This window comes from Streptomyces aurantiacus JA 4570, from assembly GCF_000414115.1.
GTDB classification, from domain to species: domain Bacteria; phylum Actinomycetota; class Actinomycetes; order Streptomycetales; family Streptomycetaceae; genus Streptomyces; species Streptomyces aurantiacus_A.
In genome coordinates this window covers 1-625 of the sequence record NZ_AOPZ01000496.1, presented here as the reverse complement: position 1 = coordinate 625, position 625 = coordinate 1, and the positions used below count along the sequence as shown (strand labels likewise).

The 625-nt window shown below is 76.8% G+C and carries 1 protein-coding gene; it reads right to left on the bottom strand.

What is annotated here, in order from left to right; genetic code table 11:
* Window positions 1-22: 22 nt before the first annotated feature.
* A partial coding sequence (locus STRAU_RS36005) for a TOBE domain-containing protein (RefSeq protein ID WP_037664191.1) occupies window positions 23-625 on the bottom strand: 603 nt, incomplete at its 5' end.

Below are 625 nucleotides of genomic sequence, written 5' to 3'. Positions count from 1 at the left end.
GGGGCGCCCCCCGCGAGGGCACCTACAGCTCCACCACCGACACCTCCGTGGCCTTCACGCTCGTCCACACCTCCGCCCCGTCCACGAGGGCGAGCTCCGCCGCCGCGGCGGGAGTGATCTCGGCGACGAGGTCGGGGGCGTCCGGGGACGTGATCAGGACGCGCAGGCGACTGCCGGCCGTCGTGATCTCACGGACCGTGCCGGGCCAGACATTGCGCGGGCTGCCCGCCGGCTTCTCCCGGTGCACCGACACCGCCTCGGGGGCGACGACGGCGAGGGCGCGGACCCCCGCGTCGAGGGGATCCGCGACGACGAGGCGTCCCGCGCCCGCGAGGGCGAGCGTGCCGTCGGCGTCGGCCGTGCCCGGCCAGGCGTTGCGCCCCAGCATGCGGGCCACCCACGGCGACCGCGGATGCCGGGTCACCTCGGCGGGCGGCGCGTCCTGCAACGCCCGCCCGCCGTCGAGCACGAGGACCCGGTCGGCCAGGGACACGGCCTCCACCGGGTCGTGCGTGACGATCAGGCAGACACCGCCGAAGCCGTCGAGGTGCCCGCGCAGGGTGTGCCGTACGTGCGCCCGGGTCGTCTGGTCGAGCGCGGCGAGCGGCTCGTCGAGGAGCAGCAG